Source organism: Caldisalinibacter kiritimatiensis, from assembly GCF_000387765.1.
Taxonomy (GTDB): Bacteria; Bacillota; Clostridia; order Tissierellales; family Caldisalinibacteraceae; genus Caldisalinibacter; species Caldisalinibacter kiritimatiensis.
The window spans coordinates 1-742 of record NZ_ARZA01000229.1 but is presented as its reverse complement, the minus strand read 5'-3'; the positions used below and the strand labels follow the sequence as shown (position 1 = coordinate 742).

Sequence of the window (742 nt, the reverse complement as noted above, 5' to 3'; positions counted from 1 at the left end):
TTCATATGCTATTTCAAACAAAAATGAATCTAAACTGGAAAAAGTTCATGGTAAGTCAATTTCAATAGAAAATATAAAACAGAATCTTGGTATTAAAGTCAAATCTACAGAAAAATCAGGAATCAAAGTATCTTATGATTATTTTACCGAATTTAAAAAAGGGGAAAAAGTAGGGATTGCTATTGTAAAAGGTCAACTTGAAATTGAAGGAAATAAATATGATTTTAAAGCTGATGGCGATGTGGAAAAAATTCAACTTAAATCAGGGGAATTAATAGAAGGGTCACTTGAAGGAAATATAGTAATTGAAGATAATGAATATAAATTATTAATTGGATTTGCTAATAAAAATAATAAAGTGAGTCTATCTATGAATATATATAATGAGTCTGATTCATCAGTAATGATATTTGGAAAACCTGTTATTTTAGAAAATGATATGAAAGAGATAGAAGAGAAAAGACTAAAAGGAACAGAAAAGAAAAAATCAAATATATCAGAATTTAATTTAATAAATAATGAAGAAACTGTTAATTTGATGTCAACAACACGTACTTTTAATTATGTCAAATCTGAAACAGCATATATGGATAGTTCTAAAATTGATGATGAGTATGGAGTAAGGGTAAAATTGTATCAAGAAGAAAATAATGGAGAATCATTGTTGTTAAAACTTAGATCCTATGCAGAAGATATAGAAGAAGCTTTAAATAATTACGATCCTTTTAGTCAATCAGTAGAG

The 742-nt window shown here is 26.1% G+C and carries 1 protein-coding gene; it reads left to right on the top strand.

What is annotated here, in order from left to right; genetic code table 11:
• Nucleotides 1-742: hypothetical protein (locus L21TH_RS14605; protein WP_034429900.1), on the top strand; the 742-nt coding region annotated here is incomplete at both ends.